This window comes from Streptomyces sp. B1I3, from assembly GCF_030816615.1.
GTDB lineage: Bacteria > Actinomycetota > Actinomycetes > Streptomycetales > Streptomycetaceae > Streptomyces.
Genome location: NZ_JAUSYD010000001.1, coordinates 3,309,935 through 3,333,855, shown reverse-complemented (window position 1 = coordinate 3,333,855; position 23,921 = coordinate 3,309,935). Strand labels below are relative to the sequence as shown.

At 68.3% G+C, this 23,921-nt stretch carries 34 protein-coding genes; 28 read left to right on the top strand and 6 right to left on the bottom strand.

Annotation, left to right across the window (positions count from 1 at the left end; all coding sequences use genetic code 11):
* The 5 genes from QFZ58_RS15155 to tuf all read left to right on the top strand — a co-directional run bounded on the left by QFZ58_RS15155 (nucleotide 1) and on the right by tuf (nucleotide 5,314).
* Nucleotides 1-390, top strand: coding sequence for a hypothetical protein (locus QFZ58_RS15155; protein ID WP_307125445.1), 390 nt, complete (start codon nucleotides 1-3; stop codon nucleotides 388-390).
* 559 nt (nucleotides 391-949) lie between these two features.
* Nucleotides 950-1,321 carry a 30S ribosomal protein S12 gene (gene rpsL / locus QFZ58_RS15150; protein ID WP_003948652.1) on the top strand — a complete coding sequence of 124 codons (372 nt, stop codon included), beginning with the start codon at nucleotides 950-952 and terminating at the stop codon, nucleotides 1,319-1,321.
* 2 nt (nucleotides 1,322-1,323) lie between these two features.
* Nucleotides 1,324-1,794, top strand: coding sequence for a 30S ribosomal protein S7 (gene rpsG / locus QFZ58_RS15145; RefSeq protein WP_018101248.1), 471 nt, complete (start codon nucleotides 1,324-1,326; stop codon nucleotides 1,792-1,794).
* Nucleotides 1,795-1,832: 38 nt separating this feature from the next.
* Nucleotides 1,833-3,962: an elongation factor G gene (fusA, locus tag QFZ58_RS15140; RefSeq protein ID WP_307125444.1), complete on the top strand. Its 2,130-nt coding sequence runs from the start codon at nucleotides 1,833-1,835 to the stop codon at nucleotides 3,960-3,962.
* A gap of 158 nt (nucleotides 3,963-4,120) precedes the next feature.
* On the top strand, nucleotides 4,121-5,314 hold the full coding sequence (tuf, locus tag QFZ58_RS15135; RefSeq protein WP_069171166.1) for an elongation factor Tu: 1,194 nt from the start codon (nucleotides 4,121-4,123) through the stop codon (nucleotides 5,312-5,314).
* 164 nt (nucleotides 5,315-5,478) lie between these two features.
* Here tuf and QFZ58_RS15130 read toward each other — a convergent pair whose 3' ends face one another.
* The gene (locus tag QFZ58_RS15130; protein WP_307125443.1) at nucleotides 5,479-7,566 is read right to left on the bottom strand and encodes a PIG-L family deacetylase; all 2,088 of its coding nucleotides are present in this window, start codon (nucleotides 7,564-7,566) and stop codon (nucleotides 5,479-5,481) included.
* Between the two features lie 243 nt (nucleotides 7,567-7,809).
* Between QFZ58_RS15130 and QFZ58_RS15125 the strand changes: the two genes are divergently transcribed.
* On the top strand, nucleotides 7,810-9,006 hold the full coding sequence (locus QFZ58_RS15125) for a hypothetical protein (protein ID WP_307125442.1): 1,197 nt from the start codon (nucleotides 7,810-7,812) through the stop codon (nucleotides 9,004-9,006).
* A 71-nt stretch (nucleotides 9,007-9,077) separates the two neighbouring features.
* Here the strand turns inward: QFZ58_RS15125 and QFZ58_RS15120 are convergent, their stop codons facing one another.
* From QFZ58_RS15120 to QFZ58_RS15110, 3 genes are all read right to left on the bottom strand, one after another.
* Nucleotides 9,078-9,656 carry a hypothetical protein gene (locus QFZ58_RS15120; protein ID WP_307125441.1) on the bottom strand — a complete coding sequence of 193 codons (579 nt, stop codon included), beginning with the start codon at nucleotides 9,654-9,656 and terminating at the stop codon, nucleotides 9,078-9,080.
* A gap of 158 nt (nucleotides 9,657-9,814) precedes the next feature.
* Nucleotides 9,815-10,801, bottom strand: a complete 987-nt coding sequence (locus QFZ58_RS15115; RefSeq protein ID WP_307125440.1) for a helix-turn-helix domain-containing protein — start codon at nucleotides 10,799-10,801, stop codon at nucleotides 9,815-9,817.
* Nucleotides 10,802-11,082: 281 nt separating this feature from the next.
* On the bottom strand, nucleotides 11,083-11,511 hold the full coding sequence (locus QFZ58_RS15110) for an ATP-binding protein (protein WP_307125439.1): 429 nt from the start codon (nucleotides 11,509-11,511) through the stop codon (nucleotides 11,083-11,085).
* 156 nt (nucleotides 11,512-11,667) lie between these two features.
* Here QFZ58_RS15110 and QFZ58_RS15105 point away from each other — a divergent pair, with 156 nt between their 5' ends.
* Both QFZ58_RS15105 and QFZ58_RS15100 read left to right on the top strand, forming a co-directional pair.
* Entirely contained in the window at nucleotides 11,668-12,552 is an 885-nt protein-coding gene (locus tag QFZ58_RS15105) for a helix-turn-helix domain-containing protein (RefSeq protein ID WP_373428554.1), read from the top strand.
* Entirely contained in the window at nucleotides 12,549-12,755 is a 207-nt protein-coding gene (locus tag QFZ58_RS15100; protein WP_307125438.1) for a DUF397 domain-containing protein, read from the top strand. The genes QFZ58_RS15105 and QFZ58_RS15100 overlap by 4 nt, the downstream gene beginning before the upstream one ends.
* 117 nt (nucleotides 12,756-12,872) lie before the next feature.
* Here QFZ58_RS15100 and QFZ58_RS15095 read toward each other — a convergent pair whose 3' ends face one another.
* Nucleotides 12,873-13,466 (bottom strand): TetR/AcrR family transcriptional regulator, encoded by a 594-nt coding sequence (locus QFZ58_RS15095; protein WP_307125437.1) that lies wholly within the window; start codon nucleotides 13,464-13,466, stop codon nucleotides 12,873-12,875.
* Between the two features lie 253 nt (nucleotides 13,467-13,719).
* On the bottom strand, nucleotides 13,720-14,184 hold the full coding sequence (locus QFZ58_RS15090; protein ID WP_307125436.1) for a GNAT family N-acetyltransferase: 465 nt from the start codon (nucleotides 14,182-14,184) through the stop codon (nucleotides 13,720-13,722).
* 498 nt (nucleotides 14,185-14,682) lie between these two features.
* Here QFZ58_RS15090 and rpsJ point away from each other — a divergent pair, with 498 nt between their 5' ends.
* The 20 genes from rpsJ (at nucleotide 14,683) to rpmD (ending at nucleotide 23,920) form a co-directional block, all read left to right on the top strand.
* Nucleotides 14,683-14,991 carry a 30S ribosomal protein S10 gene (gene rpsJ, locus QFZ58_RS15085; protein ID WP_003948644.1) on the top strand — a complete coding sequence of 103 codons (309 nt, stop codon included), beginning with the start codon at nucleotides 14,683-14,685 and terminating at the stop codon, nucleotides 14,989-14,991.
* Between the two features lie 13 nt (nucleotides 14,992-15,004).
* Nucleotides 15,005-15,649 (top strand): 50S ribosomal protein L3, encoded by a 645-nt coding sequence (gene rplC, locus QFZ58_RS15080; protein WP_069172055.1) that lies wholly within the window; start codon nucleotides 15,005-15,007, stop codon nucleotides 15,647-15,649.
* A 4-nt stretch (nucleotides 15,650-15,653) separates the two neighbouring features.
* A complete protein-coding gene (gene rplD, locus QFZ58_RS15075) occupies nucleotides 15,654-16,304 on the top strand; it encodes a 50S ribosomal protein L4 (RefSeq protein ID WP_069171157.1) in 651 nt (216 codons plus the stop codon).
* A complete protein-coding gene (rplW, locus tag QFZ58_RS15070) occupies nucleotides 16,304-16,642 on the top strand; it encodes a 50S ribosomal protein L23 (protein ID WP_031096361.1) in 339 nt (112 codons plus the stop codon). The genes rplD and rplW overlap by 1 nt, the downstream gene beginning before the upstream one ends.
* 38 nt (nucleotides 16,643-16,680) lie before the next feature.
* The gene (rplB, locus tag QFZ58_RS15065) at nucleotides 16,681-17,517 is read left to right on the top strand and encodes a 50S ribosomal protein L2 (RefSeq protein ID WP_307125435.1); all 837 of its coding nucleotides are present in this window, start codon (nucleotides 16,681-16,683) and stop codon (nucleotides 17,515-17,517) included.
* Nucleotides 17,518-17,529: 12 nt separating this feature from the next.
* Complete coding sequence (rpsS, locus tag QFZ58_RS15060; protein WP_003966956.1) at nucleotides 17,530-17,811, top strand: 30S ribosomal protein S19; 282 nt, start codon at nucleotides 17,530-17,532, stop codon at nucleotides 17,809-17,811.
* Between the two features lie 43 nt (nucleotides 17,812-17,854).
* A complete protein-coding gene (rplV, locus tag QFZ58_RS15055; RefSeq protein ID WP_307128872.1) occupies nucleotides 17,855-18,202 on the top strand; it encodes a 50S ribosomal protein L22 in 348 nt (115 codons plus the stop codon).
* Nucleotides 18,202-19,041, top strand: coding sequence for a 30S ribosomal protein S3 (gene rpsC / locus QFZ58_RS15050; RefSeq protein ID WP_307125434.1), 840 nt, complete (start codon nucleotides 18,202-18,204; stop codon nucleotides 19,039-19,041). Before rplV ends, rpsC begins: the two co-directional genes overlap by 1 nt.
* A gap of 5 nt (nucleotides 19,042-19,046) precedes the next feature.
* Nucleotides 19,047-19,466: a 50S ribosomal protein L16 gene (gene rplP / locus QFZ58_RS15045; RefSeq protein WP_014047785.1), complete on the top strand. Its 420-nt coding sequence runs from the start codon at nucleotides 19,047-19,049 to the stop codon at nucleotides 19,464-19,466.
* On the top strand, nucleotides 19,466-19,690 hold the full coding sequence (gene rpmC / locus QFZ58_RS15040; protein WP_307125433.1) for a 50S ribosomal protein L29: 225 nt from the start codon (nucleotides 19,466-19,468) through the stop codon (nucleotides 19,688-19,690). The genes rplP and rpmC overlap by 1 nt, the downstream gene beginning before the upstream one ends.
* Nucleotides 19,690-19,974 (top strand): 30S ribosomal protein S17, encoded by a 285-nt coding sequence (gene rpsQ / locus QFZ58_RS15035; RefSeq protein ID WP_031096375.1) that lies wholly within the window; start codon nucleotides 19,690-19,692, stop codon nucleotides 19,972-19,974. The genes rpmC and rpsQ overlap by 1 nt, the downstream gene beginning before the upstream one ends.
* Nucleotides 19,975-20,074: 100 nt before the next feature.
* Nucleotides 20,075-20,443 carry a 50S ribosomal protein L14 gene (rplN, locus tag QFZ58_RS15030; RefSeq protein WP_003966950.1) on the top strand — a complete coding sequence of 123 codons (369 nt, stop codon included), beginning with the start codon at nucleotides 20,075-20,077 and terminating at the stop codon, nucleotides 20,441-20,443.
* 2 nt (nucleotides 20,444-20,445) lie between these two features.
* Nucleotides 20,446-20,769 (top strand): 50S ribosomal protein L24, encoded by a 324-nt coding sequence (gene rplX, locus QFZ58_RS15025; protein WP_014047788.1) that lies wholly within the window; start codon nucleotides 20,446-20,448, stop codon nucleotides 20,767-20,769.
* Nucleotides 20,769-21,326, top strand: coding sequence for a 50S ribosomal protein L5 (gene rplE / locus QFZ58_RS15020; RefSeq protein ID WP_014047789.1), 558 nt, complete (start codon nucleotides 20,769-20,771; stop codon nucleotides 21,324-21,326). The genes rplX and rplE overlap by 1 nt, the downstream gene beginning before the upstream one ends.
* Before the next feature lie 2 nt (nucleotides 21,327-21,328).
* On the top strand, nucleotides 21,329-21,514 hold the full coding sequence (locus tag QFZ58_RS15015) for a type Z 30S ribosomal protein S14 (RefSeq protein WP_003948630.1): 186 nt from the start codon (nucleotides 21,329-21,331) through the stop codon (nucleotides 21,512-21,514).
* A 224-nt stretch (nucleotides 21,515-21,738) separates the two neighbouring features.
* Nucleotides 21,739-22,137 carry a 30S ribosomal protein S8 gene (gene rpsH / locus QFZ58_RS15010; protein WP_014154584.1) on the top strand — a complete coding sequence of 133 codons (399 nt, stop codon included), beginning with the start codon at nucleotides 21,739-21,741 and terminating at the stop codon, nucleotides 22,135-22,137.
* A gap of 21 nt (nucleotides 22,138-22,158) precedes the next feature.
* On the top strand, nucleotides 22,159-22,698 hold the full coding sequence (gene rplF, locus QFZ58_RS15005; RefSeq protein WP_147959075.1) for a 50S ribosomal protein L6: 540 nt from the start codon (nucleotides 22,159-22,161) through the stop codon (nucleotides 22,696-22,698).
* Nucleotides 22,699-22,701: 3 nt separating this feature from the next.
* Complete coding sequence (gene rplR, locus QFZ58_RS15000) at nucleotides 22,702-23,085, top strand: 50S ribosomal protein L18 (protein WP_069171153.1); 384 nt, start codon at nucleotides 22,702-22,704, stop codon at nucleotides 23,083-23,085.
* A gap of 47 nt (nucleotides 23,086-23,132) precedes the next feature.
* Entirely contained in the window at nucleotides 23,133-23,738 is a 606-nt protein-coding gene (gene rpsE, locus QFZ58_RS14995) for a 30S ribosomal protein S5 (RefSeq protein ID WP_056796577.1), read from the top strand.
* A complete protein-coding gene (rpmD, locus tag QFZ58_RS14990) occupies nucleotides 23,738-23,920 on the top strand; it encodes a 50S ribosomal protein L30 (RefSeq protein ID WP_030914154.1) in 183 nt (60 codons plus the stop codon). The genes rpsE and rpmD overlap by 1 nt, the downstream gene beginning before the upstream one ends.
* Nucleotide 23,921: the final 1 nt, after the last annotated feature.

Here is a 23,921-nt window from a genome sequence, read left to right as displayed (position 1 = left end):
GTGATCGCTGTTTCCTTTTTTGTGTTCGTCCTTGCTTTCCTGGCCCTCCTCGCTTCAGGCGTGCCCTTCCTGACGCAGGCTCCGCTGCGCAAGCGTGGGGTCCAGGTCATGGGCGGGGAGGTGAGCCGGTCCATCCCCCGCGAGGGGAGGATCGATGTGCAATACGGTTACCGGGTGGCGAACGGGGGCGAACACACTCTGTGGCGGCGTGGCACGTCGACCGAGCCGCCTACGCTGACGGGAATTGTGTACGACCCCGAGAAACCGGAGCGCGCGGATTTCGCCGACGGCATGCCGGAGAACGTGGCGCGCAGGCGCAACTACCTCCTGTGCCTGCGCGCGGTGGAACTGGCCACGGTGGTCCTGATGGCCGTCGGCGTGATGATCTGAAGGCGCTACGCACGATGCCCGACGGCCGCCCCGAAGCGACGGGACGGCCGGCGGAGGGGTGACAGTCGATGCGGATGTACAGGTTGGTGCCCACGTACATGGAGTCGGACAGCCGACGGGGCCGTCCCCCTCGCTGTACCTCGCTGACGAACAAGGTGCAGGCCCAGGTCTTCCCTGACGCGTGGTGAAAGGACGGCCCTGCGTGCTCCGGCCCGACCCCACGCCGACCGAGTGGATCACGGCCCCAAGGCCCTCGGGCGCGTAGGATGACGGGTTCTTCGGCGGCGGTCGGAGATGTCGCCGACGGGCCCCCCGTCCAGGTGGACAGCATTTGTTTTGACCCAGGTCCGTGAGGTAGGTACGCTCAAGCCTTGTGCCTGGGGTGTGCCTGGGCTCGTGTGCGTGTCCTCAACCGCACGGCGAGTCCGTAAGTGGCCATCGCAATCTGTCTTTCTCCTGCCTCACAGCGGGAGCTTGCAGTATTCGACACACCCGACCGCGTGGGTCGGCGAGTGTTCCAGGTTAGTTTCACGAACGGCACACAGAAACCGGAGAAGTAGTGCCTACGATCCAGCAGCTGGTCCGGAAGGGCCGGCAGGACAAGGTCGAGAAGAACAAGACGCCCGCGCTCGAGGGTTCGCCCCAGCGTCGTGGTGTCTGCACGCGTGTGTTCACGACCACCCCGAAGAAGCCGAACTCGGCGCTCCGTAAGGTCGCGCGTGTGCGTCTGACCTCCGGTATCGAGGTCACGGCCTACATCCCGGGTGAGGGGCACAACCTGCAGGAGCACTCCATCGTGCTCGTGCGTGGTGGCCGTGTGAAGGACCTGCCGGGTGTTCGTTACAAGATCATCCGCGGTTCGCTCGACACCCAGGGTGTCAAGAACCGCAAGCAGGCCCGCAGCCGCTACGGCGCCAAGAAGGAGAAGTAAGAATGCCTCGTAAGGGCCCCGCCCCGAAGCGCCCGGTCATCATCGACCCGGTCTACAGTTCTCCTCTTGTCACCTCGCTGATCAACAAGATCCTCCTCGACGGCAAGCGTTCCACCGCCGAGCGGATCGTGTACGGCGCCATGGAAGGCCTCCGCGAGAAGACCGGCGCAGACCCGGTCATCACGCTGAAGCGCGCGCTTGAGAACGTCAAGCCCTCGCTCGAGGTCAAGTCCCGCCGTGTCGGTGGCGCCACCTACCAGGTGCCGATCGAGGTCAAGCCCGGTCGCGCCGCCACCCTCGCCCTTCGCTGGGTCGTCGGTTACTCCCGCGCCCGCCGCGAGAAGACCATGACCGAGCGCCTCATGAACGAGCTGCTCGACGCCTCCAACGGTCTTGGCGCTGCCGTCAAGAAGCGCGAGGACACCCACAAGATGGCCGAGTCCAACAAGGCCTTCGCGCACTACCGCTGGTAGTCGCTTACCCCATCGAGACCGAGAGAAGATTGAGCCTTATGGCCACCACTTCGCTTGACCTGGCCAAGGTCCGCAACATCGGGATCATGGCCCACATCGACGCGGGCAAGACGACCACCACTGAGCGGATCCTCTTCTACACCGGCGTCTCGTACAAGATCGGTGAAGTCCACGACGGCGCTGCCACGATGGACTGGATGGAGCAGGAGCAGGAGCGCGGCATCACGATCACGTCCGCCGCGACGACCTGTCACTGGCCGCTCAATGATGTTGACCACACCATCAACATCATCGACACCCCGGGTCACGTCGACTTCACCGTCGAGGTGGAGCGTTCGCTCCGCGTCCTCGACGGCGCCGTCACCGTGTTCGACGGTGTGGCCGGCGTCGAGCCCCAGTCCGAGACTGTCTGGCGTCAGGCGGACCGCTACGGCGTGCCGCGTATCTGCTTCGTCAACAAGCTCGACCGTACGGGTGCCGAGTTCCACCGCTGCGTCGACATGATCGTGGACCGCCTCGGCGCTGTTCCGCTGGTCATGCAGCTCCCCATCGGTGCCGAAGCCGACTTCAAGGGCGTCGTCGACCTCGTGTCGATGAAGGCCTTCGTGTGGTCGGACGAGACCGCCAAGGGCGAGATGTACGACACCGTCGACATCCCGGACACGCACACGGAGGCCGCCGAGGAATGGCGCGGCAAGCTCCTTGAGGCCGTCTCGGAGAACGACGACCAGATGATGGAGCTGTACCTCGAGGGCGTCGAGCCCACCGAGGAGCAGCTGCACGACGCGATCCGCCGGATCACGCTCGCGTCGAAGGGCACGGCCGACTCCGTCACCGTGACCCCCGTCTTCTGTGGCACGGCGTTCAAGAACAAGGGCGTCCAGCCCCTGCTCGACGCGGTCGTCCGCTACCTGCCTTCCCCCCTGGACGTCGAGGCCATCGAGGGCCACGACGTCAAGGACCCGGAGCTGGTCGTCAAGCGCAAGCCTTCGGACGACGAGCCGTTCTCCGGCCTCGCGTTCAAGATCGCCAGCGACCCGCACCTGGGCAAGCTCACCTTCGTCCGGATCTACTCCGGTCGCCTCGAGGCCGGCACCGCGGTGCTGAACTCGGTCAAGGGCAAGAAGGAGCGCATCGGCAAGATCTACCGCATGCACGCGAACAAGCGTGAGGAGATCGCGTCGGTGGGCGCCGGTGACATCGTCGCCGTCATGGGCCTGAAGCAGACCACCACGGGTGAGACGCTGTCCGACGACAAGCACCCGGTGATCCTGGAGTCCATGGACTTCCCGGCGCCGGTCATCCAGGTCGCCATCGAGCCCAAGTCCAAGGGTGACCAGGAGAAGCTGGGTGTCGCCATCCAGCGCCTCTCCGAGGAGGACCCCTCCTTCCAGGTGCACTCCGACGAGGAGACCGGCCAGACCATCATCGGTGGTATGGGCGAGCTTCACCTCGAGGTGCTCGTCGACCGCATGAAGCGCGAGTTCCGCGTCGAGGCGAACGTCGGCAAGCCCCAGGTCGCGTACCGCGAGACGATCCGCAAGACCGTCGAGCGCATCGACTACACGCACAAGAAGCAGACTGGTGGTACCGGCCAGTTCGCGAAGGTGCAGATCGCCCTCGAGCCCATCGAGGGTGGCGACGCCTCCTACGAGTTCGTCAACAAGGTCACCGGTGGCCGTATCCCCCGTGAGTACATTCCCTCGGTGGACGCGGGCGCCCAGGAAGCCATGCAGTTCGGCATCCTGGCCGGCTACGAGATGGTGGGCGTCCGCGTCACCCTTCTCGACGGTGGTTACCACGAGGTCGACTCCTCGGAGCTCGCCTTCAAGATCGCCGGTTCGCAGGCGTTCAAGGAGGGTGCCCGCAAGGCGTCCCCCGTGCTCCTCGAGCCGATGATGGCCGTCGAGGTCACCACGCCCGAGGACTACATGGGCGATGTGATCGGCGACCTCAACTCCCGCCGTGGCCAGATTCAGGCCATGGAGGAGCGCAGCGGCGCTCGCGTCGTGAAGGGCCTCGTGCCCCTCTCGGAGATGTTCGGCTACGTCGGAGACCTCCGCAGCAAGACCTCGGGTCGCGCAAGCTACTCGATGCAGTTCGACTCCTACGCCGAGGTTCCGCGGAACGTCGCCGAGGAGATCATCGCGAAGGCCAAGGGCGAGTAACTCTTCCGAGCTCACGCTTTAGGCTTGTCACCGGAGCCCGGTCGGGCATTCGTCGCAGTGCGAAAGCAGCGTGGCGAATGCCCCCGGCACCGGCATTCCAGCAAAGATCACCTGGCGCCGATGAAGCAAGGCGTACAGAACCACTCAGGAGGACCCCAGTGGCGAAGGCAAAGTTCGAGCGGACTAAGCCGCACGTCAACATCGGCACCATCGGTCACATCGACCACGGTAAGACGACCCTCACGGCCGCCATTACCAAGGTGCTGCACGACGCGTACCCGGACCTGAACGAGGCCTCGGCCTTCGACCAGATCGACAAGGCTCCTGAGGAGCGTCAGCGCGGTATCACGATCTCGATCGCGCACGTCGAGTACCAGACGGAGTCGCGTCACTACGCGCACGTCGACTGCCCGGGTCACGCCGACTACATCAAGAACATGATCACGGGTGCGGCGCAGATGGACGGCGCCATCCTCGTGGTCGCGGCCACCGACGGCCCGATGCCGCAGACCAAGGAGCACGTGCTCCTGGCCCGCCAGGTAGGCGTGCCGTACATCGTCGTCGCGCTGAACAAGGCCGACATGGTGGACGACGAGGAGATCCTGGAGCTCGTCGAGCTCGAGGTCCGTGAGCTCCTCTCCGAGTACGAGTTCCCGGGCGACGACCTTCCGGTCGTCAAGGTCTCGGCGCTCAAGGCCCTCGAGGGCGACGCCGAGTGGGGCCAGACCGTTCTCGACCTGATGAAGGCCGTCGACGAGTCGATCCCGCAGCCCGAGCGTGACGTCGAGAAGCCGTTCCTCATGCCGATCGAGGACGTCTTCACGATCACCGGTCGCGGTACGGTCGTCACCGGCCGCATCGAGCGTGGTGTCCTCAAGGTCAACGAGACCGTTGACATCGTGGGCATCAAGCAGGAGAAGACCACCACCACGGTCACCGGCATCGAGATGTTCCGCAAGCTGCTCGACGAGGGCCAGGCCGGTGAGAACGTCGGTCTGCTGCTTCGTGGCATCAAGCGCGAGGACGTCGAGCGCGGCCAGGTCATCATCAAGCCGGGTTCGGTCACGCCGCACACCGAGTTCCAGGCCCAGGCCTACATCCTGTCGAAGGACGAGGGTGGCCGTCACACCCCCTTCTTCAACAACTACCGCCCGCAGTTCTACTTCCGTACCACGGACGTGACGGGCGTTGTGACCCTTCCCGAGGGCACCGAGATGGTCATGCCGGGTGACAACACCCTCATGGACGTCGCGCTGATCCAGCCGGTCGCCATGGAAGAGGGCCTGAAGTTCGCCATCCGTGAGGGTGGCCGGACCGTGGGCGCCGGCCAGGTCACCAAGATCGTCAAGTAGTCACTTGACCGTCTGACCTGGTTGCTCCGCACAGAGCACCAAGAAGGGCCCCGTACCTCTCGAAGGAGAGGTGCGGGGCCCTTCGGTGTGTGGCGGGTCCGGGCCCTCGCTCCGGGGCTGGCGGCTCCCGTCCTCGCTCCGGGCCGGCGGATCCCCGTCCGTCCCTACGGCCGCCATGTCCACGGCCGGGCGTCCGGACCGAGGCCGACGACCGCCGGCCGGCCGTCCGCGTCCAGGTGGAGGGCGGCTCCGTCCAGCGCGACCGCTCCCCCTTCCCGCACGAGGAGGCCGTCGGCGGTGCGCATCTGCGGCAGGCCATCGGTGGTCCGGCCGAGCAGCACGGGGCCCCGCGGTGACGGGGCCGCGACCACCGGGCCGTATCCGTCGAAGCGGGCACCGGGCGCCTCGGCCCCGGCCCGTACGGTGGTCAGCCCCGGCTCGGCGGCGGCCCGGTAGTACAGCTCGACCGACCCGTCCGGTGAGGGGAGCGCCGCGGGGCCGTCGGCAGGTACGGGAGCGCCGGTGAGCCGGGTGCGGGCGGTGAGGTCCGTCTCGGTGGTGTCCTGCGTCCAGTGGTGCACCGCGTGGTGCCCTGCGCCGAAGACGTGGACGCGCCCGGCGCCGTCCACGACGGCGGTGAGGCCGTCCTGCACCTCGCCGCCGCCCATGTCCCGCCATCCGCCCCACCGGCCGGTCACCTCGCGTACCCGGGTGCTGAGTCCCTTCTCCGCGTTGCGCACGAACAGGTGGACCCGGTGGTCCGGTGCGGTGACGGCGACCGGTACGCCGATGCGCCGCCCCTCGTCCCGCCCCGGGGAGGGGGTGCCGAGACCGCGCCAGGAGAGGAACCCGCCGTCCGGAGTGCTCTGCTCCAGGACGACGATCTCGCGCTCGTTGTCGCCGCCGTGGCCGGCGAGTGCCGCGAAGCGCAGCCCGAACAGCAGCAGCCGCCCGTTCCCCGCGGTCGCCGAGCCCAGGACCGGGGCGAGCGGTCCGCCGCCGAGGTCGTGCGCAGGGCCCCAGATCCCACTGCCCGCCTCAGTCTCACGCCACCGGACCACCCGGAGCCCCACGACCGCGTACGCGGCGAGCCGCCCGCCGGGTTCCGTGGCGACGACGGTGCGGGGGCCCGGATAACGGTGGTGGGTGGAGCGGACCCACCCTTTCCGGTTGGTCAGCGGCCGGTCGCCGCCCACGTTGTAGTCCCCGCACCCGGACGGATTGCCGCACTCCCAGTCGGGTGCGCCGCCGTACGGGACCAGGGCGGCGGCCTTCCCGTCCAGCACGGCGGGCGGCAGGTTCTTGGGCCAGTGCCGGTTGTAGTAGCCGCGGAACGCGGTGGTGACGAAGCCGGGGACGTCTCCGCCGCCCGCCGTGACACCGGCCACCCACCGGATCATCGCGGCCCACGCGAAGCAGGCGGCGGCGGTGTGGTCCGCGTGGTCGGAGTACCCGCGCTGCTCGCTGTCCGCACGCCGGGCCGCCTCGGTGCTGTGCTGGATGTCCGGGTCGGGATCCAGGGTGTGCACGACGGTGGGCCGGTAGCGCTCCATCAGCCCGGCGAGGACCTCGACCAGTCCGTCGTACGTGTACGAACCGGCGCGTCGCAGCGGTGAGTCGTCGGCGACGACCGTACGCAGGGAGAGCCCGCGGTCCTGCCAGAGGCTGGGCAGGCCGAGCCGGTGCCGGCCGGTGTGCATCGCGGTGTTGAGGAAGATCAGCTCGACCCGGCGCCCGCCGTTCACCAGCACGTTCACTTCGGCCCGGTGGTGGCCGTCCAGCTCCGTGACGGCAGTGTCCCAGGGCGTGAACTCCTCCAGCCCGAGCAGGGCCGCGTAGGCCTGCCGGAGCCCCTGGTGACGCGATGAGGAGTAGGCGGCCTTGTCCGGGGCCGGGCGGGGCGCGCCCGGGATCTTGTTGAGACCGTCGGCCTCGCCCGCCGTGAGGTAGACGCAGACGAGCGGCGTCCCGGCGTCGAGGGCCCGCCGGGTGTCGGGGTTCATGAAGTACAGGTCGTCGTCCGGGTGGGCGAGGATCTGCATCAGCTGCGCCCGTTGCCCGGCGCTTATCGCCAGCCCCGGTGCCGGATTCGGAGCGGGGTTCGTACGTCGTGGGGCGGGCACGGAGCAGGAGCTCAGGGTGCCCAGGGCGGCGGCGGCGAGCAGGGCCCGCCGCTGTACGCGTGGCCCGGCCGCGCGCCGCGTCCCTTCGAGCCGGCCGCCGTTTCCGGGCAGGCCGGGCTGGTCCGCCATGCTGTGCACTCCGTCCGCTCCCCCCGCAGCGGATGGGCGCCGGGTCGCCCGGTGCTGCGTTCTTGCGAGAGGTCAGACGGCGATCGGGACACACAGGTTGCCCGCCGGGAGGCCGGTGTGACGGAAGACCGCCACGGGCCCATCACAAGAGCGTCACGGAGTGTTCCCTTCCCTTGTTCGGCAGGAGGCGCGCAGCGTGAAGTTGCACTGACAACTGCATCGTCGGGGGAGTGGAGCGCACCAGTGAGTACCAGCACGCCGTCGGAAGGGCAGCCCGACCGTGACGAGGGCCCGGGCGCGGTGTCCGAGGAGCAGTGGGCGGAGCTGGTCCGGCACCTGGACGACGGCGGGGCCGAGGCCCCGAAGGAACCCTCGGCCCGCGCTCGGATGGTCACCGCGCGACTGCGCGCGCTGGACGAGGAGGCCGCACGCGGCGGGGGCGGCGCGCGGCGCCGGGGCAGGAAGGGCAAGCCTGCCGAACCATGGCAGCCGGAGGGCTGGCGCACCGGGCCCGCCTGGCAGGAGAGGAACGGGCGCGCCCGTAAGCGGCGGCGCATCGCCGCGACGCTGGGGATGGTCGTGGTGCTGGGGGCTCTCGTGGTCACCATGCGGCCGAGCCTGCTGACCGACCACCTTCCGGGTGGGGACAGCAGCGCCGACGCCGGGCCGCTGCCCGCCGAAACCGCGCCGCCGGCCGCGGCGCCCGGCGACACCCCCGTCGGGGAGCAGCCGACGCGCACGCAACCCTTCCGGGGCTCGCCGGCGCTGCGCTGGGCGGACGGGGCGGCGGGGATCGAGGTCCCCGAGGCCGAGGCGGTAGGAGGGAGGAGCAAGGCCCAGGTCGCCGAGCTCCTGCGTACGACCCGGCAGTTCCTGGTCGCCGCGAACCTCGATCCGGCCACCCTGCGGGGTGAGAAGCCGAAGGAGGCGCTGGCGCTCCTCGACCCGGAGCAGAAGGACGTGCAGGAACTGCTGGACACGGCATGGGACCGGCCGGACGAGAAACACGACCCGCTGATGCTCTTCACCCGGATCGACCCGGACGACGCCCGGCTGGTGGGAGACGTGGTCAAGACCCGCGGACGGATGACCTTCGAAGCCGGTGACGAGGGCACCGTCGAGGTCCACGCCGACTACACCTTCGTCTACCCCGTGCTGAGGGCGGGCAGCCAGGACGAGGTGACGCGCACCATCGTGCGGCGGCGGCTGACGACGGTGCTGCACGACCCGGAGCGCACCCGGATGACGCCGGGCACTCTCTCGTTCCGGCGGTACGAGCAGTACGCCGCCAACACCACCTGCGAGGTGCACGACGGCTTCCTGCACCCCGGTTTTCCCGGCGATGCCCCGGAGACGCAGCCGGCAGGCCCCGCTGTGGACCCGTACGACCGCAGCCGCGTGGCCGGTGAGGGCCCGTGCGGCACGTTCACCCGTATATGAGGTGGGGCGGGGACGGTCCCCGGCCCGTCGCTCGGTGACGGGCCGGGGTCCTGCCTCCCGCCGGGCGGGGATCAGTGGTTGAGGTAGGGCACATGCACCTGGGTCGCCGCCCGCTGGAGCATGCCGACCTTCTGCTGGAGGGGCCGCTGCTGCTCCCCGTGCAGCGCGTTGAGCACCACCACGGCGCCGGTGAGGGCGGGGATCGTCCACTGCATGATCGTCAGGTGCTTGCGGGCCTGGTGCAGGTCCACGGGGTGGTGAGCGGCCTTGTCGAGGTCCTCGGGGTCGTTGGAGCTCGCCAGCTCCACCTTCTTGCCCAGGACCCGGCTGTAGGCGGTGGCCGCCAGTGCCGCGCCGGTCAGCAGGGCCTTCGCCAGCGTCGAGGCCGCCACGCCCTGCTGGGTGTGAACGCGGGCCGCGTTGGCGGACAGCAGACCGGTGCCGCCCATCAGGTGCAGCCCGATGGCCACGGCGTTCACCGGCGTCCACTTCGCCCAGCCGGCACTGGCGATCCTGCCCTGGTCCGTCTCGCTGACGCCCTCGCTCATGGCCGCGCCGTTCACTCCCACGGCTCCCATCAGCGAGCCGCCGAACCAGGCGGCCAGACCGAGATCGTGGATGCTGCGGATCACCGTGTTGCGTTCCGACATCGTCGCTCCTCTGTACGGGAGTACCTGCGGGTACCCACAGGTACTCCCTTACGCTCGGCGAGATCGGGCCCGCCCACCACAGGTGCGGTGCATCCGGGCGACACGGACCACGCGACGGTGTGCCGGTTTCCGGGAGACGTGGCGCGACACCTCGGGTCTCAGGCGGCGGCGTGGAGGTGGGCCTCGCAGCCGCGGCAGTGGCCCGGGTGGCGGGAGCGGAAGGCGCGGTCGCAGGTGTCGCAGTTCTGGAGCGGGATGACGACGACCCCGCGGCGCAGGGGCGCGAGCTCCTGGGTTCCGGGCAGCGGTGGCGGCAGAAGCGTGGTGATGCGGTGCCGCAGGAGCTTGGCGGGGTGCTTCAGGGGGACGGGCAGGTCGGTGGTGAGGGCCCGGCGGACGGTGTCCGGATGGGCGTCGCGTTCGAGCCATGTGGCGACACCGGGGACGAGGGCCGCCACGTCCCGCTCGGACAGGGCCAGCTGCGGTGCGTGACGTCGCAGGTCGGCGAGGAGCGCGGCGGCGGCCCGGTGCAGCTCCGGGGTTGCGGCCCGGGGCTGCGGGAGCGGAGGAGGCGGTGCCGTGCGCGTGGTGGGGGAAGGTACGTGGACGGGCGCCGGCGGCGGCACCGGCGCGGAGTGGGCGTGCTGCCGGGGCGCGGGCCGTGGTGCGGCTTCAGCCGCCGGGGCGGGCGCGGGGGCAGGTGGCGGCTGGGGCGCGGGTGCAGGCGCTGCGGAGCGCCCGGTCCGCTGCCGGGGGATCGCGAGTGCGGGCGCCTCGGAGCCGGGCTGGTTGCACGAGACGGTACGGGTGACGATGCGGCCGTCGGGGAGGCGTACCCGGCTGCGGTGCAGATAACCGGTGGCCTCCAGCTCCCGCAGGGCGGCGGCGATACGGGTCTCGCTCTCCGGGAACCGGCCGGCGAGCACCTTGATGCCGATCTTGGCTCCGGCGGGCAGCGACTGGATGTGCACGGCCAGCCCGATGGCGACCAGCGACAGTGCTCGGTGCCGGCTGAGGTGATTGCCGATGACGGTGAAGCCCGCCGCGTGCCGGACGTTGCTGTGGATGACGCCGGACGACGGCGTGAAGCCCCCGGATGCGGGGGACGGGGCGCACGGGGGCGCGCTAACCTGCTGGGTATCCATCGGGAAGCTCCTACTTCCTCGGTGGTCAGGCCCTCGATCGGGATTCGCAGTCCCGGCCGGGGGCCGTCGCATGTCTGTGGTTGTCGCGGCGAGCATATGCCTGGCAACCCACCCCAAATCCAGCTCAGTTGCCATATGTCACCCGCGCGAGTGACGGGGGTGAGGGTGGGGTCGGGTTGGGGTGGGGAGGGTGATTTCCCTGGTTCTTCAAAGCCTTTTACGTCGTGGGCCGCCGCGTCGCGGATCACCGGGTCGTGGATTCCCGCGACCCGGTGGAGCGGTCACGGTAGGAGGTCGATCTCCGCCCAGATCGTCTTGCGCGGTACGGGCCCGAGGGCGACGCCCCAGCGGTCGGCGAGCGCTTCGACGATCAGCAGGCCGCGTCCGGACTCCGCGTCACGATCCGGGACGGTCACAGCCTCGGGCGGCCGTCGCTCGCTCCGCGTGTCGGTGACTTCGATCCGTAGGAGCCCGCCCCGGACGCCGAGGTCCAACCGGAAGTCCCGTCCCGGTACGCGGCCGTGCAGCACCGCGTTGCCGGCCAGCTCGGCGACGATGTGAGCGGCTCTCTCCGACGGCAGCCCCCATGAGCACAGATGCGCGACGGCCAGCAGGCGGGCGAGTCGGGCCGCACGGCGGGTCGGCGACAGCAGAACGGTGAACTGCCGGGTGGGAACGACAGGCCCGGGACGGGTGATTTTCTGGTCCATGTCACTCACCGTGGTCGCTCGGTGCCTACTGTCGGAAGGTGTGACGCCCGTGCCGAGAGCTCTTGTCCGGCTGTGGTCGCCGGCGGTCCGGCCCGTACGCCGTGACGCGCCGGCATCGGGCGCCGTTGGACACGGGCACGACGGAGGTGGGCGGGCATGGGCGGGGACATCGGCGGCGTGGGACCGGCGGACCGTACGACGGACGGCGCGGAAGGTTCGCGATGGGGCGCCGGTCCGGAGGACGACTCCGGCGCGGTGATGAAAGCGGTCGGCCGGCAGATCAAGCTCTGGCGGGAAGCCGCAGGCCTGCGGCAGTCGGAGCTGGGCGCGGCCATCGGGTACAGCGAGGAGATGGTGTCCTGCGTCGAGCGCGGCAGGCGAGCCCCGAAGCCCGAGTTCCTGGACAACGCGGACCGCGTCTTGGAGGCGGGCGGGAAGATCGCCGCGATGCACGGGGATGTCGCGGAGGCCCGGTACCCGAAGAAGGTGCGGGATCTGGCGCGGTTGGAAGGCGACGCGGTCGAACTGGGTGCGTACAGCAACCACAACATGCATGGGTTGCTGCAGACGGAGGAGTACGCGCGAGCTTTGTTCTCCATGCGTCGTCCGGCGTACGGCGAGGACGAGATCGACAGCCATGTCGCCGCTCGCATGGCCAGGCAGGGGATCTACGACCGCCGGCCCGCCCCGCTGCTCACGTTCGTCCTGGAAGAGGTGACACTTCGGCGACCGATCGGCGGCCGGATGGTGCTCCGACGTCAACTCGAACGCCTGTTGAGCGTTGGGCAGTTGAGGCATGTGGAGATCCAGGTGATGCCGACAGACCGCGAAGAGCACGCCGGAATGGCCGGGGAGCTGCGGGTGCTGAAGATCAAGGACGGTACGACGGTGGGCTACTCGGAAGCGCAGCTCACCAGTCGTCTGATTTCTGATCCCAGGGAGGTCCAGATCCTTGAGATGCGGTATGGCATGATCCGGGCCCAGGCGCTCACACCGCGCGAATCCTTGGCCTTCATCGAGAAAGTGCGAGGGGAGACATGAGCCTCAAGCCCACTACCGGAGATGACTCCGCGCTGACGTGGTGCAAGAGCAGCTACAGCAGCAACGACGGCCCCGACTGCGTCGAGGTCGCGGCGGCCGGAGGCGCGGTGCACGTGCGCGACTCGAAGAGCCTGCCGGGCCCGCAGCTCGGCTTCACGGCCGACGTGTGGGCGGACTTCGTGGCGCACACGGCCGGCGGCTGAGCCCGCCGGGCGAAGCCGACGGAGGTCCCTGGCCCGGCCCACCCGGGCCAGGGGCCTCCGCGGGTTCGCTCGCGGATCAGGTGGTCCTCGGCGCGCAGGGACGAGCCCTCCGTGCGTTCAGTGCGGCCCGCGCAGTCCCTCGATGAGGAGTTCGACCAGCCGGCGTGCGTCGTATCGCGCATCGTTCTCCGCGCCGATGCAGAGGTTCCCGACGCCGCGCATGAGCTCGTAGGCCGTCGGGCCGGGGCGGATCTCGCCGGATGCGACGGCGGCGTCGAGGAGTTGGGTGCACACGGGCACGAGGCGGTCGAGGAACGAGGAGTGCAACGCCTCGAAGCCGGGGCTGTCGGGCCGCAGCACCCCGGCGAGACCGTGCTTGGTGACCAGGAAGTCGACGAAGAGGCCGATCCACCTGCCCAGTGCCGCGTGCGGGGTCGCGCTGGTCGCCAGCAGGGCGGGCCCGGCCTCGGCGCAGGCGTTGATCTGGTGCCGGTAGACGGCGACGATGAGGTCCGCCCGCGTCGGGAAGTGGCGGTAGATCGTGCCCATCCCCACGCCCGCCGCGGCGGCGATGTCGCGTACCGGAGCTTCCACGCCGGACGCCACGAAGACCGACGCGGCCGCGTCGAGCAGGGACTCCTGGTTGCGCCGGGCATCCGCCCGCTTGGGCCGGCCCGCTGCCGGCTCCGCGCCCTCGTCGCTCTCCTTCACCGCGCCATTCCCTCCGCTGCCGGGCCTGCTGGGGGGAGCGCCGCTCCTCATCGATAACGGAGCAGCGTTCCGGTTGCTCATGATGTCAGAGCGGTGGACGTGCGGCCAAGACTCGCGCCGCCACCGCGCTCCACCCCCTGTGGAGGGAACGGGGGTCGTGCCGGTGTGAGCCCCTCGACCCGGGGCCGGCCGCCCGCGCGGGCCGCGAGGGCCGGGCACCGCTTCGCCGCCGACCGTCCGGGCCGGGGACGGCTCAGCCGACGGGCGCGCGCACCATGTACACGTCGACAGGGTCCTCGCGTTCCCGGATGAAGCCGTGGCGTTCGTACAGCCGGCGGGCGGAGCTGCCCTGGAGTACCTGGAGGCGGACCTGCACGCCCTCGGCGTCCGCACGGGCCAGGAGGGTCCGCAGGACCGCCGTGCCGATGCCCGCGCCGTGGAGTCCCGGGGCGAGGTAGAAGTTCTCCAGCCACCAGCAGTCCCCGGAGGGGCGAAGGGTGACGCATCCCGCCAGGGTTCCGTCCGCCTCCTCCACGATCGTGGTGTGCTCGGGTGCGTAGGCGTCCCTCAGGCGCTGCCGGACCCGGTGCTCGTCGTACCGGCCCAGGCGTTCCAGGTCGGGGCGCATCACGAGGGCGCGCAACTCGGTCATGACCTCGAGGTCCTCGGGCGCGGCCGGCCGCAGGCCCAGGCCCGCGACGGTGTGCGTGGGAGACATGGCCGGATTCTTCCAGGCGATCTTCCGGGGCCCGCGGGGAGCCCGTGTGCCGTCGTACCGGCTCGACGGGCGCGTGCCGGCGAAGGGCGCCCGTGTTTGACCGGTCCCTCGTCAGGGGTAAGATCTTCGACCCGATTGGCCAGGCCGTGGAGCCGTGTGGCACACTAGCCAGGTTGCTCGGTTGAGTGTCAATGCTGCGCGCCTCCCGCCGGGAGGACCGGAAGCGAGTCCCACAGTACTCGTCGGCCCCTAGGGCCGGACGTACGGGAATCTTTCGGGAAGCGTCAGTGGGGCACTGACCAGGCACCCGGTGGGGTTTCACCCCCGACGCTCTTGAGTGAGCACAGCGCGGTTTCGGCCCGCACCCCCTTGGTTGGGAATTCCTTCGGGACTTCTTCGTAGAGGGGATGCGACACGCCCGACCGCGTGGGTCGGAGGTGAAGTTAAGAGAACTCCCGGGAGCCAGAGCGTGATTGAGAGACAGGACTACTAGTAGCCATGGCGGGACAGAAGATCCGCATCCGGCTCAAGGCCTACGACCACGAGGTCATCGACTCCTCGGCGAAGAAGATCGTCGAGACGGTGACCCGCACTGGTGCGTCGGTCGCAGGCCCGGTGCCGCTGCCCACTGAGAAGAACGTGTACTGCGTCATCAAGTCGCCGCACAAGTACAAGGACTCGCGCGAGCACTTCGAGATGCGCACGCACAAGCGCCTCATCGACATCCTCGACCCCACGCCGAAGACGGTTGACTCGCTCATGCGCCTCGACCTGCCGGCAGGCGTCGACATCGAGATCAAGCTCTGAGGTGACGCGCGAGATGGCAAAGAACATTAAGGGCGTCCTGGGCGAGAAGCTCGGCATGACCCAGGTCTGGGACGAGAACAACCGGGTTGTCCCGGTGACCGTCGTCAAGGCCGGGCCCTGTGTCGTCACCCAGGTCCGCACCAACGACAGCGACGGCTACGAGTCGGTCCAGATCGCCTTCGGCGAGATCGACCCGCGCAAGGTGAACAAGCCCCTCAAGGGTCACTTCGCCAAGGCCGACGTCACCCCGCGCCGCCACCTGGTGGAGCTCCGCACCCCTGACGCCAGCGAGTACACGCTGGGCCAGGAGGTCACTGCCGAGGTGTTCGAGTCCGGCGTCAAGGTTGACGTCACGGGCAACAGCAAGGGCAAGGGCTTCGCCGGTGTCATGAAGCGTCACAACTTCAAGGGCCTCGGCGCCGGTCACGGCGTCCAGCGCAAGCACCGCTCCCCCGGTTCGATCGGTGGCTGCGCCACCCCTGGGCGTGTCTTCAAGGGCATGCGCATGGCCGGCCGGATGGGCAACGAGCGCGTCACCACCCAGAACCTGACCATCCACGCGGTTGACGCGGAGAAGGGTCTGCTGCTCATCAAGGGCGCGGTCCCCGGTCCGAACGGCGGCCTCGTCCTGGTCCGTACCGCGGCCAAGGGGGCTTGAGGTAATGAGCACCATTGACATCCTTTCGCCGGCAGGCGACAAGGCCGGTACCGTCGAGCTCCCCGCGGAGATCTTCGACGCGAAGACCAGCGTTCCGCTGATCCACCAGGTCGTCGTCGCACAGCTGGCTGCTGCCCGTCAGGGCACGCACAAGACCAAGACCCGCGGCGAAGTCCGTGGTGGTGGGCGCAAGCCGTACCGCCAGAAGGGCACCGGCCGCGCGCGCCAGGGTTCGACCCGTGCGCCGCAGTTCGCCGGCGGTGGCGTCGTCCACGGCCCGCAGCCGCGTGACTACTCGCAGCGCACCCCGAAGAAGATGAAGGCCGCCGCCCTGCGCGGTGCCCTCTCGGACCGGGCGCGTCACTCCCGCATCCACGTCGTCACCGGCGTGGTCGAGGGTGGGATCTCCACCAAGGCCGCCAAGACGCTGCTCGGCAAGATCTCGGAGCGCAGCAACCTGCTCCTGGTCGTCGAGCGTGCCGACGAGGCCGCGTGGCTGTCCGCGCGCAACCTGCCCCAGGTGCACATCCTGGAGCCGGGCCAGCTGAACACGTACGACGTGATCGTCTCTGACGACGTGGTCTTCACCCAGGCCGCTTTCGAGTCCTTCGTGTCTGGCCCCCAGACCGCTGAGACCGAAGGGAGCGCCGCCTGATGAGTGAGGCGACCGTCACCAGCTCGACCATCACGAGCAAGACCTACTCGGACCCGCGCGACGTTCTCGTCAAGCCGGTTGTCTCCGAGAAGAGCTACGCGCTGCTCGACGAGAACAAGTACACGTTCATCGTCGCGCCCGGCTCCAACAAGACCCAGATCAAGCAGGCCGTGGAAGCGGTCTTCTCGGTCAAGGTCACCGGGGTCAACACGATCAACCGGCAGGGCAAGCGCAAGCGCACCAAGACCGGCTTCGGCAAGCGCGCTGACACCAAGCGCGCCATCGTGACCCTCGCCGAGGGCGACCGTATCGACATCTTCGGCGGCCCGACCTCCTAACGGGGTCGAGTCGTCCGGAATCGGACGAGGACTGAGAAATGGGTATCCGCAAGTACAAGCCGACGACCCCGGGCCGTCGTGGCTCCAGCGTCGCCGACTTTGTCGAGATCACGCGGTCCACGCCGGAGAAGTCGCTGGTCCGCCCCCTGCACAGCAAGGGCGGCCGTAACAACGCCGGTCGTGTGACCGTTCGCCACCAGGGCGGTGGCCACAAGCGCGCCTACCGAGTGATCGACTTCCGTCGTCACGACAAGGACGGCGTGCCGGCCAAGGTCGCGCACATCGAGTACGACCCGAACCGCACCGCGCGCATCGCGCTGCTGCACTACGCGGACGGCGAGAAGCGTTACATCGTCGCCCCCCGTGGTCTGACGCAGGGTGACCGTGTCGAGAACGGTCCGACCGCAGACATCAAGCCGGGCAACAACCTGGCGCTGCGCAACATCCCGGTCGGTACGACCATCCACGCCATCGAGCTGCGGCCCGGCGGCGGCGCGAAGTTCGCCCGTTCCGCGGGTGCCTCCGTGCAGCTGCTGGCGAAGGAGGGCACGATGGCCCACCTTCGTATGCCGTCCGGTGAGATCCGGCTGGTCGACGCCCGCTGCCGCGCCACCATCGGCGAGGTCGGCAACGCCGAGCAGTCGAACATCAACTGGGGCAAGGCCGGCCGCATGCGCTGGAAGGGCGTCCGCCCGACCGTCCGCGGTGTCGCGATGAACCCGGTTGACCACCCGCACGGTGGTGGTGAAGGCAAGACCTCCGGTGGACGTCACCCGGTCTCGCCGTGGGGTCAGAAGGAGGGTCGTACTCGCTCGCCGAAGAAGGCATCGAGCAAGTACATCGTCCGCCGCCGCAAGACGAACAAGAAGCGCTAGGAGCGGGTTTAGATGCCGCGCAGTCTCAAGAAGGGGCCCTTCGTCGACGGCCACCTCATCAAGAAGGTGGACGTACAGAACGAGGCAGGCACCAAGAACGTCATCAAGACCTGGTCCCGTCGCTCGATGATCGTCCCGGCAATGCTGGGTCACACCATCGCGGTGCACAACGGCAAGATCCACGTCCCGGTGTTCGTCACCGAGTCGATGGTCGGCCACAAGCTCGGCGAGTTCTCGCCGACTCGCACCTTCCGCGGCCACGTCAAGGACGACCGGAAGTCGAAGCGCCGCTAACCGCGGGGTGGAAACGACTATGACTTACACCGAAGGGACAACCATGGAAGCCAGGGCCCAGGCGCGGTACATCCGCGTCACGCCCATGAAGGCCCGCCGCGTGGTGGACCTCATCCGTGGCATGGACGCCACGGAGGCTCAGGCGGTCCTGCGTTTCGCCCCGCAGGCCGCGAGCGTGCCGGTTGGCAAGGTGCTTGACAGCGCCATCGCCAACGCTGCACACAACTACGACCACACCGACGCCACTTCGCTGGTCATCAGCGAGGCGTACGTGGACGAGGGCCCGACCCTGAAGCGGTTCCGACCGCGTGCTCAGGGCCGTGCCTACCGGATCCGTAAGCGGACCAGCCACATCACCGTGGTCGTCAGCAGCAAGGAAGGAACCCGGTAATGGGCCAGAAGGTTAACCCGCATGGGTTCCGGCTCGGCATTACCACGGACTTCAAGTCCCGTTGGTACGCCGACAAGCTGTACAAGGACTACGTCAAGGAAGACGTTGCCATTCGTCGCATGATGACGAAGGGCATGGAGCGGGCCGGCATCTCCAAGGTGGAGATCGAGCGCACCCGTGACCGCGTCCGCGTGGACATCCACACCGCCCGCCCGGGCATCGTCATCGGTCGCCGTGGCGCCGAGGCCGACCGCATCCGTGGCGAGCTGGAGAAGCTGACCGGCAAGCAGGTCCAGCTGAACATCCTCGAGGTCAAGAACCCCGAGGTGGACGCTCAGCTGGTGGCCCAGGCCGTCGCCGAGCAGCTCTCCTCCCGCGTCTCCTTCCGTCGTGCCATGCGTAAGAGCATGCAGAGCACGATGAAGGCCGGCGCCAAGGGCATCAAGATCCAGTGCGGTGGCCGCCTCGGCGGCGCCGAGATGTCCCGCTCGGAGTTCTACCGCGAGGGCCGCGTGCCCCTGCACACGCTCCGTGCGAACGTCGACTACGGCTTCTTCGAGGCCAAGACGACCTTCGGCCGCATCGGCGTGAAGGTCTGGATCTACAAGGGCGACGTCAAGAACATCGCCGAGGTCCGCGCCGAGAACGCAGCGGCTCGCGCCGGCAACCGTCCGGCTCGTGGCGGCGCTGACCGCCCGGCCGGCCGCGGTGGCCGTAGTGGTGGCGAGCGTGGCGGTCGCGGCCGTAAGCCGCAGCAGTCCGCGCCGGCAGCAGAGGCCCCCAAGGCCGACGCTCCCGTCGCCGCTGCTCCGGCTGAGAGCACCGGAACGGAGGCCTGACCGAAATGCTGATCCCCCGTAGGGTCAAGCACCGCAAGCAGCACCACCCGAAGCGCAGCGGTATGTCCAAGGGTGGCACGCAGGTTGCGTTCGGCGAGTACGGCATCCAGGCGCTGACCCCGGCGTACGTGACGAACCGCCAGATCGAGGCAGCTCGTATCGCGATGACCCGCCACATCAAGCGTGGCGGCAAGGTCTGGATCAACATCTACCCGGACCGCCCGCTGACGAAGAAGCCTGCCGAGACCCGCATGGGTTCCGGTAAGGGTTCTCCCGAGTGGTGGATCGCGAACGTCAAGCCCGGACGGGTGATGTTCGAGCTGTCCTACCCGAACGAGAAGATTGCTCGTGAGGCGCTCACCCGCGCTGCTCACAAGCTTCCGATGAAGTGCCGGATCGTTCGGCGCGAGGCAGGTGAGTCGTGATGTCGGCCGGTACCAAGGCGTCCGAGCTGCGCGAGCTGGGCGGCGAGGAGCTTCTCGACAAGCTCCGCGAGGCCAAGGAAGAGCTGTTCAACCTCCGCTTCCAGGCGGCGACGGGACAGCTCGAGAACCACGGTCGGCTCAAGTCCGTCCGTAAGGACATCGCCCGGATCTACACCCTGATGCGTGAGCGCGAGCTGGGCATCGAGACGGTGGAGAGCGCCTGATGAGCGAGAAGACTGTGACTGAGACGAACACCGACCGCGGTTTCCGCAAGACCCGTGAGGGTCTGGTCGTCAGCGACAAGATGGACAAGACCGTCGTCGTCGCTGTCGAGGACCGCGTCAAGCACGCGCTGTACGGCAAGGTCATCCGCCGTACGAACAAGCTCAAGGCCCACGACGAGCAGAACGCTGCAGGCGTCGGCGACCGCGTCATCATCATGGAGACGCGTCCGCTGTCCGCCACCAAGCGCTGGCGCATCGTCGAAATCCTCGAGAAGGCCAAGTAATCCCTGAGGGGGTCTCCCCTCAGGACAGTTCCGCCAGGCTCGGCAGGGGCTTCCTCACCGAAGCCCCTGCCGGGAACCGGCAGACGATCAGGAGATAGACGTGATCCAGCAGGAGTCGCGACTGCGCGTCGCCGACAACACGGGTGCGAAGGAAATTCTCACCATCCGTGTTCTCGGTGGCTCGGGTCGCCGCTACGCGGGCATCGGTGACGTCATCGTCGCCACCGTCAAGGACGCGATCCCCGGTGGCAACGTGAAGAAGGGTGACGTCGTCAAGGCCGTCATCGTTCGCACCGTCAAGGAGCGTCGTCGTCAGGATGGCTCGTACATCCGCTTCGACGAGAACGCCGCTGTCATTCTCAAGAACGACGGCGACCCCCGCGGCACCCGTATCTTCGGCCCCGTGGGCCGAGAGCTGCGCGAGAAGAAGTTCATGAAGATCATCTCGCTCGCGCCGGAGGTGCTGTAAGCATGAAGATCAAGAAGGGCGACCTGGTTCAGGTCATCACCGGTAAGGACAAGGGCAAGCAGGGCAAGGTCATCGTTGCCTTCCCCGCCCAGGACCGTGTCCTCGTCGAGGGTGTCAACCGGGTCAAGAAGCACACCAAGGCCGGTCAGACGGCTCGCGGCTCGCAGACGGGTGGCATCGTCACCACCGAGGCCCCGATTCACGTCAGCAACGTTCAGCTGGTCGTGGAGAAGGACGGCAACAAGGTCGTCACCCGCGTCGGCTACCGCTTCGACGACGAGGGCAAGAAGATCCGCGTTGCCAAGCGGACCGGTGAGGACATCTGATGACGACCACCACTGCGCCGCGTCTCAAGACGCGCTACCGCGAGGAAATCGCCGGCAAGCTGCGTGAGGAGTTCTCGTACGAGAACGTCATGCAGGTTCCCGGTCTGGTCAAGATCGTGGTCAACATGGGTGTGGGCGACGCCGCCCGCGACTCCAAGCTGATCGACGGTGCCGTCAGGGACCTCACCACGATCACCGGCCAGAAGCCGGCCGTAACCAAGGCCCGCAAGTCGATCGCGCAGTTCAAGCTGCGCGAGGGGCAGCCGATCGGCTGCCACGTCACCCTCCGTGGTGACCGCATGTGGGAGTTCCTGGACCGTACGCTGTCGCTCGCGCTTCCGCGTATCCGTGACTTCCGTGGCCTGTCGCCGAAGCAGTTCGACGGCCGTGGCAACTACACCTTCGGTCTCACGGAGCAGGTCATGTTCCACGAGATCGACCAGGACAAGATCGACCGGGTCCGGGGCATGGACATCACCGTGGTCACCACGGCGACCAACGACGACGAGGGTCGTGCCCTGCTTCGTCACCTCGGCTTCCCGTTCAAGGAGAACTGACCGTGGCGAAGAAGGCTCTGATCGCTAAGGCCGCCCGTAAGCCGAAGTTCGGCGTGCGCGGGTACACCCGCTGCCAGCGCTGCGGCCGGCCCCACTCCGTCTACCGCAAGTTCGGCCTGTGCCGCGTGTGCCTTCGTGAGATGGCTCACCGTGGCGAGCTGCCGGGCGTGACCAAGAGCTCCTGGTAATTCTCCTTCGCCCTTTGGGCGTTGGGAATACCCGGAGACTCTCGGTAAGCATCTGGTCGGCAGGAGCCCAGCCGTGTATGCCGTAGGCTTGCATGGTTGGGCGCCTGCCGCCCAAGACCGACTTACTACGCCGTAGGTCCCCGCGCCGCACCCGTCCCGCCACTGAGTGGGGAGAGGGATGGCACATACAGGAAACCCCGGCGAGAGAGGCCGAAGGCCAACTCATGACCATGACTGATCCCATCGCAGACATGCTCACGCGTCTGCGTAACGCGAACTCGGCGTATCACGACGATGTCGCAATGCCGCACAGCAAGATCAAGTCGCACATCGCGGAGATCCTCCAGCAGGAGGGCTTCATCACCGGCTGGAAGGTCGAGGACGCCGAGGTCGGCAAGAGCCTCGTTCTCGAGCTGAAGTTCGGGCCCAACCGCGAGCGTTCGATCGCCGGCATCAAGCGCATTTCGAAGCCGGGTCTGCGTGTGTACGCAAAGTCCACCAACCTGCCGAAGGTTCTCGGCGGCCTGGGCGTGGCGATCATCTCCACGTCCCACGGTCTCCTGACCGGCCAGCAGGCCAGCAAGAAGGGCGTAGGTGGGGAAGTCCTCGCCTACGTCTGGTAGTCGGGAACGGAGGAATAGCTCATGTCGCGAATCGGCAAGCTCCCCATCCAGGTTCCCGCCGGTGTGGACGTCACCATCGATGGCCGCACGGTCGCGGTGAAGGGCCCCAAGGGTTCCCTCTCGCACACCGTCGCAGCGCCGATCGAGGTCACCAAGGGTGAGGACGGCGTGCTCAACGTCGTCCGCCCGAACGACGAGCGTCAGAACAAGGCCCTCCACGGCCTGTCCCGCACGCTGGTGGCGAACATGATCACCGGCGTGACCGCGGGATACAGCAAGGCGCTCGAGATCAGCGGTGTCGGTTACCGCGTCCAGGCGAAGGGCTCCAACCTGGAGTTCGCCCTGGGCTACAGCCACCCGATCCTCATCGAGGCCCCCGAAGGCATCACCTTCAAGGTCGAGTCGCCCACGAAGTTCAGCGTCGAGGGCATCGACAAGCAGAAGGTCGGCGAGGTCTCGGCGAAGATCCGTAAGCTGCGGAAGCCTGACCCGTACAAGGCCAAGGGCGTCAAGTACGCCGGCGAGGTTATCCGCCGCAAGGTCGGAAAGGCGGGTAAGTAAGCCATGGCATACGGTGTAAAGATCGCCAAGGGCGACGCCTACAAGCGTGCCGCCCTCAAGCGCCGCCACATCCGCGTCCGGAAGCACATCTCCGGTTCGCCGGAGCGTCCGCGCCTGGTCGTGACGCGTTCCAACCGCCACATGGTGGCTCAGGTCATCGACGACATCGCGGGCCACACGCTCGCGTCGGCGTCGACCCTGGACGCTTCCATCCGCGGCGGCGAGGGTGACAAGAGCACTCTGGCCAAGCAGGTCGGCGCACTTGTCGCCGAGCGTGCCAAGGCCGCAGGCGTCGAGGCCGTCGTCTTTGACCGCGGTGGCAACCAGTACGCCGGGCGGATTGCCGCTCTGGCTGACGCCGCCCGTGAAGCCGGGCTGAAGTTCTAAGCCCCGGTTCCTACGCACAGCGGACGTAACAGAGAGAGGTAAATCCAATGGCTGGACCCCAGCGCCGCGGAAGCGGTGCCGGTGGCGGCGAGCGGCGGGACCGGAAGGGCCGTGACGGTGGCGCCAGCGCCGCCGAGAAGACCGCGTACGTCGAGCGCGTCGTCGCGATCAACCGCGTCGCCAAGGTTGTGAAGGGTGGTCGTCGCTTCAGCTTCACCGCGCTGGTCGTGGTGGGCGATGGTGACGGCACCGTCGGTGTCGGATACGGCAAGGCCAAGGAAGTTCCCGCGGCCATCGCCAAGGGCGTCGAAGAGGCCAAGAAGAGCTTCTTCAAGGTTCCGCGTATCCAGGGCACCATTCCTCACCCGATCCAGGGCGAGAAGGCTGCGGGCGTCGTTCTGCTCAAGCCTGCTTCCCCCGGTACCGGTGTGATCGCGGGTGGCCCGGTGCGCGCCGTTCTGGAGTGCGCCGGCGTTCACGACATCCTGTCGAAGTCGCTCGGTTCTTCGAACCCGATCAACATCGTGCACGCGACCGTGGCGGCCCTCCAGGGCCTGCAGCGTCCCGAGGAGATCGCGGCCCGCCGCGGTCTGCCCCTCGAGGACGTCGCCCCCGCGGCTCTGCTCCGTGCGCGTGCGGGAGCGGGTGCGTAATGGCTCGCCTCAAGATCACGCAGACGAAGTCGTACATCGGCAGCAAGCAGAACCACCGCGACACCCTGCGTTCGCTCGGGCTCAAGCGCCTGAACGACGTGGTTGTCAAGGAGGACCGCCCCGAGTTCCGCGGAATGGCTCACACCGTCCGCCACCTCGTGACGGTTGAGGAGGTTGACTGAT